Below are 7733 nucleotides of genomic sequence, written 5' to 3'. Positions count from 1 at the left end.
CGCTACGCTCGCCTCAGCAAGTCAACCCCAAGACGCTAAACATTAACCCCCTTGTTGCACTTCGGCTTGAAACCGCCCCCTCTAAAAGTGCCCAACGCCCATAAATGGAAAAATTTCTGCCAAAACCGCGCCAGGCGGGGCGCTGGACGCGTGCGCGCATGTTGCTAAGCGGCCGGCCGTCGTGTGAAGATCCGCTCGATCTTATGCGCGCGCTGTACTTCATCGTCATCGAGATAGATAGAAGTCGTCGAAATTGATGCGTGGCGCAGGTTATCGCGCACGGTCGTAAGCGATGCACCGTTGGCCAATGCGTTTGTCGCATGCGTGTGCCGCATCCAGTGCGGCGTGGCCCGTCGCAGCTTGTCTGCTAGCGGCGGATGGTCGGCCTCGATGGTATCGGCCGCTCTATCGAAGAACCGGCGCAGCATCTGCCTCAGGCGCGGCGTAGTGATGCCGCCGGGCTCATCGAGGTGGCCAAGTAGTGGTGTATCGGGCGCCCATCGGTCGGGCGTGACAGGCAAACCACGTTGCGCCAGATACTGGTCCAGCGCAAAACTCGCGAGCGCCGGTTTCAATGCCGTTGAGTGTAACGCCGACAAGTTCAGCGGCCCGCAGGCCTGTCGCATAGCCGAAGTCAAGCACGAAACGCAGGCGCTGCGCGGCCGGTACCGCCCAGCCACACGACCACTCGATCCCATCGGCGATCGTGCGGACCAGTTCCCATTCGCTGGTCGTGAAGGCCCGGGAACTGTCCAGTTTGCCTTTGCGGCGCGCACCTCGCACCTTGAGACCGGCAAATGGATTGGCGAGCACGTAACGCTGGTCGATCAGCCAGCGGAACATTGCACGCAGAATCGAGAGTGCGTAGGCGATGGAATCAGGTGAGAGCGTGCCCGTGAACGGCCGCCACTCGGGCGAGGACCGCGGTCGCGCGGGTGCGACCCAGCGGGCGCGTGGCGCGGGATGACGCAGGAAGGTGCGATAGGTAGTCGCATCTTCGCTGGTCAGCGACGACAACGCCTTGCCGCGCTCCGCAATGGCCCACAGCAGCAGCCGTTCTGCCTCGCGGCGATAGGCGCGCTGGGTGTCGTTGGCTTCGTGCCGTTCGAGCCATGCGTTGATGGCCTGCCAGTCGTTATCGGCCTCAAGCGCACACATGGATTTCGGCGCACGAAAAACGCCGTGCGAGCCATCGACTTCGCGCGGTACGCGGATGTTTTCCCACGACGCGACAGGCTCGGGGGCCGCGACCACGACCAGTGCACGCGCCCGCTCAGTGAGTGCCGGATAAGCGGCAAAGAATGCTTCGATACGGCGCGCGCTGCGCTCACCAAGTCCGGGAACCACAAGCCACCAGCGCCGCCGGCGGGGAATGCGCACGGTCAGATCCGCTAGCGTACGGAGCCATGCTGATGCAGGACAGCTGCGACCCGCACCGGCAGCCAGATGTCGACCGGGTCGGTGACCTGGGGTTGCGGGGCCTGCAGCGATGGCAGCATATCCAGCGCCAGGGTGGCCGCCTTGCGATAATACTCACGCTCATTCGCGGGGCACTGGAAAAGCCTTGCAAGATCCTCGCGGTGACGGTTGAGGGCGAATTCGACGATCTGTCGGCGAACGCGGCCGATCACGCCGCGCGCTGACTTTCCATCTCTGAGCGCATCAGGGTGATAGCGCTCGACCGCTTCGCGCGAGCCCATGCCTGCGTACCATGCGCGCAGCATGGATACAGACGGCGTATCGGGAAACGACAGGGGCGGATCGATGTTCGGCATTCTGCGATTATAGATTCGGCAGCGTGAAGGTGAGACGGCCATGTGTGACGGATTTTTCAAGACCTGAGTTTTGTCCTAAAATAGCGGTCTATCGCTAATAAGCCTTAGCGATAGGGCCGCACAAAATTTCACCTCCCTGCTGGTCGACGGAGCGATTCGCACGTCGGGCCGTCGGGGTAAAATGTATGCCGTCATTGCCTTTACTCGCCTTCAGCGGAAATTCCCCATGAACAGGACATCACGGTCCGTTGCCGTTGCGCACGATCACAACAAGTCCGCCCTGTCGAAAGGGCAAAAAGCGTTCAACGCGGCGATCAGACAGATCGAGAAACGACGCAAGCGGCTTCGCGCCTGGGAATCGGTTACACCCGTTTTCCAGCAGCAGTACGTCAACGAGCTTCTCCCGCTTGAGCAGAAATCGTCCGCACTCCAGATCCGGATGGTGCATTGCCTGGACCGTGCCTACGAACGACTGACCAAAGCCGAGCGCCGTAAGGTTGCGCTAGTGATCCTGGATCTGGCCGGAGACCTGATCGACGAAGACAATGATGAAGGAAAAGAGCTGAAAGCCATCTATGACAAATACAGCCCTACCAGCTACGACAGCCAGGTGGCCGAAGAGGTCGACGGGATGAAGTTCATGTTTGAGACGGTGTTCGGTGTCGATCTGGGGGACGATCTGGACCTGAGCTCGCCGGAAGACCTGCTGCAACGTGCAGAGACCCATTTCCGGCAAACCGAGGAGGAATGGGATGCCCAGAATGCAGAGCTGGATGCCCGACGCGCAAAGCGGAAGAAATCATCGCGACAGCAGGCCGCCGAAGCTCGGGCACAGGAACAGCAGGCAAAGATCAACCTGTCCATTCGCGAGGTCTACCGAAAACTCGCCAGCGAGCTGCATCCGGATCGCGAAACCGATGCGCAGGAGCGGGAGCGGAAAACCCGGCTGATGCAGCGGGTCAACGAGGCCTACCAGAAAACCGACCTGCTGCAGTTGCTAGAGCTGCAACTGGAGCTCGAGCATATCGATCAGCATGCCCTGAACAGCATGAGCGAGGAGCGGCTGAAACATTACAACGTAGTCCTGAAGGAACAGATCCGTGAACTCGACCAGGAGATCCTCCGCGTCGAGTCGGCCTTTCGCTACGCCTACGGAATCGACCCGTTTGAACCCGTTTCCCCGGATACGGTCCTGCGCAACCTCGCTGGCGATCTCAAGGAGCTTCAACTGAACATCCGGACCCTTAAGCAAGATCTCGCCGCACTCGAAGATATCAAGAATCTGAAGCTCTGGCTGAAACGTTGCAGGCTCGTGCGCGCCGAGCCAGATTTCGAATTGATGCCGTTTTGACATTGAAAAGTGTCCGACGGCAGGTGAGCCCGAAAGTGGGGAGTTTCATGCAGACGTTCAAGAGCCGGCTCGAACAGATTGAACAGCAGATCCAAGAGTCACGGCGCCACGGAGCGACGCAAAGCGAGCTGTTTCTCGTTATCAACCGGCTTGAAGAATTTGCAGCCGCTATCAATGAAAAGCTGGATGCAATTGACCTTGAAGCCAAACGCAGGATCGTTCTTGGTCTGGTCAAGCGCGTCGAAATCCACAAGGACGAAATCGTCGTTGTGTTCCGCGTCGATCCGCAGCCGCCGCTTTGCGGCAACGAAAATTCGAACGATTCAGACGAAGGAGCGAAAAGTATGCAACGTTGTAGGCGGCGTAACGATTCCCCCTTGCGGGGTACCCGCCGACGTCTCGAACAAGGTTCCCTCATCGATAAATCCGGCCTGAAGGCACCGCCGCAAGATAGCCTTGTCCATCGGTACGCGCTCCAGGATCCATGCGTGACTAGAGCGTGTTAGGAACTTTGAAGTACTGGCACGGCGTGGACAAGCATGAGCATTGCGAAGACGACAAAATGAAGCCCGGCGAGAGTTTCGGGGAGCCGTTCATAGTCACGTGCGAGACGCCGGAAACGGTTGAGCCAGCCAAAGCTGCGCTCGACCACCCACCGGCGGGGGAGCAGAACGAAGCCCTTTTTCGTTTCTTCGAGTTTGATCACCTGAAGGTCAATGCCCTCGTCGAATGCAGCCTGCGCTGGCTCTTTGCCCGTGTATCCCTGATCGGCAAATGCCACCTTGACCGTTCGTCCTGTTACCTGCTGGACCCGCCGCGCAAGCTCCGCTACCTGTGCGCGCTCCTGTTCATTGGCTGGGGTTACGTGCACCGCCAGCAACTGTCCCAACGTGTCTACTGCCATATGTACCTTGCTACCGCGCTTGCGCTTATAACCGTCATAACCCGCACGCGGGCCGCTCTCGCAGGTCGACTGTATCGTGCGGCCATCGAGGATGACCGCGCTGGGCTGTCCCCGACGGCCCTGTGCCACGCGTATCACCGAGCGCAGGTCGCTCACCATGCTCTCAAAGCAGCCCGCCTGCAACCAGCGTTGAGTCTGCTGATACACCAGCTCCCACGGCGGGAAATCATTGGGCAGCATCCTCCACGGCGCGCCGGCACGAGCCATCCAGCGCAATGCATCAAACATGTCGCGCAGTTCGTATTTGCGCTGGGGCGCGTCGACGTCCATCAACGTCAGATACGGTGCCGCGAAACTCCATTCCTCATCCGACACATCAGTCGGATACCCTTTGCGGTCTGTTCTTTTCATCCCGCCAGGATACCAGGTCTCAATCGAAGTTCCTAACACGCTCTAAAGTTGTCGAAACAACCTCGGATGTCACCTTCCAGAATCCATTCTGGCGAAGCTCGCTTCGCCAGAATGATGAAGCATTGTTCAATGGCATCGGCCGTCGAGCTTTGGGGCGGAAGCCGTAGGAATTCGGGTCCGCCAGAGTTTCTGCCACCGGTTCCAGAGCGAGCTTCCATAACGCCTGCATCGCCCTGCACCGCATACAGGGGATTCCCAGCGGACGCCTCTTGCCGTTACTCTTGGGAATGTAAACGCGTGTCAGCGGCATCACACAATAGCCGTGATGCCGAAGCGACCTCATTCCGTTCCATCTGGCCGCCGGAGATGACCAGATCTTGCCGTCCACCCCCTGCGTTCTCTTACCGCGATTCTCCGTCACCTGCTTCACGGCCAGCATTTTGCCGCTATGCGAGCGGGTCAGCAGACGTTGCAGTGCTTTCACCTTGCCCCATCGGCCTTCCCGGGTTACTTTGGCGATACGCACCTGAAGTCGTTTCACAGCTGCCTCAATGAGACCAGTTCACCTGATCCCACATTTGGGCAGAGCGCGAGGGCGCACCGGCGCTGGTCGCTTTCGCGTCGGTCACCGTCATCTGCCTTCCCTCGTATAACGATTGGTCAACGTTCTCTCGCCATGAATGACCGCGCGGAAGTCTGCCCGCTTTCGCGTCGGACGATGTCTCAGCCCGTATCCCGTCCATTACAGCCGGGCATTCGCTTTATATGAACGCCTCCCGTTTGCGAAGGTTTTTCGTTTACTCTGACGACGACAGGATGGGTTGCAGCTTTATATCCGGGCTTGTTGCAGCCTGATACGCCGCGGCCCACTATGAAATCCGCTGACCCACACCTCATTTCTCCGGCGAGCTCGAAGCTCGAAAGCGAATTCAGGTTTAGCGAGTCCCGGTCCGACCTGTCTTGTCATTGCATACGATTGCCAGCGCAACCTTTCGACGTATCATCCTGCAAAAATTACCTTTCTTCTACACAAGGCTTGCCGATCAAACAGGCTTCACGCTCACGTAGCCCTTTTCGTACTGCCTGTCATGCGCAAGGATCGCCCAGATCGTGCGGGCCATCCGGTTCGCTTGTGCCACAGCCGCCACATTCATCGGGCGCCGCTTCTTGATCTCTTCAACCCAGGGCCCCGGCTCTTTCGCGAGACACAGCACGCTCCGGGCGCCGTGGATCAACAGCTTGCGCAGATACACATCGCCTCGCTTGCTTATCCCCAGCAACTGCACCTTGCCGCCAGTGCCAACTTGCCTTGGCACCAACCCAATCCATGCTGCGAACTCGCGTCCAGACTGGAACGTCTTGGCGTCCCCCATCGTTGCGACTACTGCCGTTGCCGTCAGCAGACCAACGCCCGGAATCGCAGCAATTGCCTTGCAGCCCTTATCTTCCTTCATCCATGTCTGCAGCCGCCGTTCGATGCTGGCAATCTGCTTGTCAAGATTAGTAAGTCCGCTCCATTGCTCACGCAGCGTATCAATCAGGATCGTCGGCAAACGATCAACCAGTCGCTCCAGAACGCCCGGCATCGCTTTATCCAGCGCGGTCCGCCCCCTGCCCATCACTTCGCCGTATTCGGTCAGCAAGCCGCGCAGATTGTTGATTTGCATGGTGCGAAATTTCACCAGTTGCTCGCGCATCCGGTGCAGTCCCAGCACCGCCTGCTGCGTTTCAGTCTTCACCGCGACCGATCTGTCCGCATGCTGCACAGTTAGCCAAATTGCTTTCGCGTCAGTCATGTCGCTCTTGTTACCCATCACAAACGCCTTGACGAATTTCCCCGGCATCAGCCTCACTTGATGGCCCATCGCCACCAGCTTGCGAGCCCAGTGCTGTGAACCGCCGCAGGCTTCCATGCCGATCAGGCACGGAGCCAGATTCACGAAGTGTTCCAGAAACGCGCCTCGCTTCACCGGTTTGTTCACAATCTCGCCCGTCGCTGCATCGATGTAATGGAGTTGCATCACGTTCTTCGCAATGTCCACGCCTACGGTCATATGCTTCATGTCGGAGCCTCCGGTTTGCCAGGAAAACCCCTATGGTCTTCCATCTGGGCACTCTGATGCCGTTGGCCCGTGAGGCTCCGCCTTCCTTACAGCTTCCACCGCTCACGGGTGGGAGGCGTTCATATCATTTCTCCGCATTCCTTTACCCGCAGTACCAACAGCGTTCCTTGCGGTTCGCCTGCCGTTGCCGGCGGTACCATGGGCTTACCCTGTTCCGCATGAATTTCCGAGCGGGGCGGACCCTTCTGCTTCGCCGGCGGTCGTTCTGTCCATGACGGTCCAGTATTCGGAGACCATTCCTCACCGCGTACCGTTTTGGTTCAAGCCTCTCAGCACATTTGGCTTGTCAAAGATCACGACGTTAAACTGAAGTTCACATATGTTGGTCGTACCCACTCATCCCTTGCTCCTCTCCGCCTTTGTGCTGGCAGATTCCGCTCTGCCTCGCGGCTCGGCGTACCGGATAACCGGCGGCTACGTTGTCCCCGAAGCCTCATACCGAGCTGTTACCGGCTCCGCATGTCCGGGGAGGGAACGGTTGATGGAACAACCGGTTTCGTCAGGTCATACCTGCTCCTGTGAAACAGAAACTCACGCGACTTGCAGGTCGCACGAACACGTTTTTTGCGATGTCTACACCCACTGCCGTACGATTCATGCTGGACTCTCGGGTTTAGCTGCGAAGGCATCAATGGTCCTCCATTTTTGCCATGCGCATGCTATTGGCACAACGATATGCGATCTTGCGTTGCTTACCCATTCACGGGGTGGGACGCGTTCATTTCATTCGCTCCTTTGCCGTGGAAGTCACGACTTCTCCACTTGGGCATAAACCCCTCGGGCGTCGCGGGAGTCGTCCATCACATCAGAGCCCTTCTGGCCGCCCGGTGGGAGCTTACTTGCGGATTACGCAGAACCGGTCGTCGTAGACGAAGCCGTCGACGCCTGTCGTTTTGCAATATCGGTAGAGGTCGCTCGTGCGGTTGATGAATCCAGTGCCGTTGAAGTTCAGCGACGTGTTGCACAGCACACCCGAGCCGGTCCGAGCACTGAACTGCGTGAGCAGCGCGTGCATCCGTGGGTTCTGCTGCGTGTTCACGGTCTGTACACGCGCGGTGCCGTCAACGTGCGTGATAAGTGCGACGAGTAAACGAATTTCAAAATATGGGGTCTGACAGGCAATGTGATTCTGATGACCTGTCTGCCGATGAAATGTGCCGTTGAACTGA

General features: G+C 58.5%; 6 protein-coding genes and 1 pseudogene. 2 read left to right on the top strand and 5 right to left on the bottom strand.

Annotated elements, in window-relative coordinates:
• Positions 1–164 precede the first annotated feature (164 nt).
• Positions 165–1775 (bottom strand): annotated as a pseudogene (locus EVC45_RS42830) (phage integrase family protein).
• A 226-nt stretch (positions 1776–2001) separates the two neighbouring features.
• On the opposite strand from EVC45_RS42830, the gene EVC45_RS42825 reads away from it, so the two are divergent.
• Together EVC45_RS42825 and EVC45_RS42820 are read left to right on the top strand one after the other, a co-directional pair.
• Entirely contained in the window at positions 2002–3126 is a 1125-nt protein-coding gene (locus tag EVC45_RS42825; protein ID WP_129964123.1) for a J domain-containing protein, read from the top strand.
• A gap of 47 nt (positions 3127–3173) precedes the next feature.
• Entirely contained in the window at positions 3174–3632 is a 459-nt protein-coding gene (locus tag EVC45_RS42820) for a hypothetical protein (protein WP_248295496.1), read from the top strand.
• Here EVC45_RS42820 and EVC45_RS42810 read toward each other — a convergent pair.
• The 4 genes from EVC45_RS42810 to EVC45_RS42795 form a co-directional block, all read right to left on the bottom strand.
• A complete protein-coding gene (locus tag EVC45_RS42810; protein WP_129964122.1) occupies positions 3629–4441 on the bottom strand; it encodes an IS5 family transposase in 813 nt (270 codons plus the stop codon). The genes EVC45_RS42820 and EVC45_RS42810 overlap by 4 nt on opposite strands.
• 19 nt (positions 4442–4460) lie before the next feature.
• Positions 4461–4982 (bottom strand): reverse transcriptase N-terminal domain-containing protein, encoded by a 522-nt coding sequence (locus tag EVC45_RS42805; protein ID WP_248295495.1) that lies wholly within the window; start codon positions 4980–4982, stop codon positions 4461–4463.
• Positions 4983–5484: 502 nt separating this feature from the next.
• On the bottom strand, positions 5485–6504 hold the full coding sequence (locus EVC45_RS42800; RefSeq protein ID WP_129964121.1) for an IS110 family transposase: 1020 nt from the start codon (positions 6502–6504) through the stop codon (positions 5485–5487).
• A gap of 895 nt (positions 6505–7399) precedes the next feature.
• The coding region (locus EVC45_RS42795) for a carbamoyltransferase C-terminal domain-containing protein (protein ID WP_306770871.1) at positions 7400–7733 on the bottom strand (334 nt) is incomplete at its 5' end.

The organism is Paraburkholderia sp. UYCP14C, assembly GCF_004197395.1.
In the GTDB taxonomy this organism is placed as follows: Bacteria; Pseudomonadota; Gammaproteobacteria; order Burkholderiales; family Burkholderiaceae; genus Paraburkholderia.
Note: the sequence above shows the minus strand (reverse complement) of the source record. Positions and strands in the feature narration are given on the sequence as shown.

Excerpts from the sequence above, each read along its gene's own strand:
- EVC45_RS42800 (WP_129964121.1), bottom strand. The coding sequence starts at position 6,504 with ATGAAGCATATGACCGTAGGCGTGGACATTGCGAAGAACGTGATGCAA.
- EVC45_RS42820 (WP_248295496.1), top strand. The coding sequence starts at position 3,174 with ATGCAGACGTTCAAGAGCCGGCTCGAACAGATTGAACAGCAGATCCAA.
- EVC45_RS42810 (WP_129964122.1), bottom strand. The coding sequence starts at position 4,441 with ATGAAAAGAACAGACCGCAAAGGGTATCCGACTGATGTGTCGGATGAG.
- EVC45_RS42825 (WP_129964123.1), top strand. The coding sequence starts at position 2,002 with ATGAACAGGACATCACGGTCCGTTGCCGTTGCGCACGATCACAACAAG.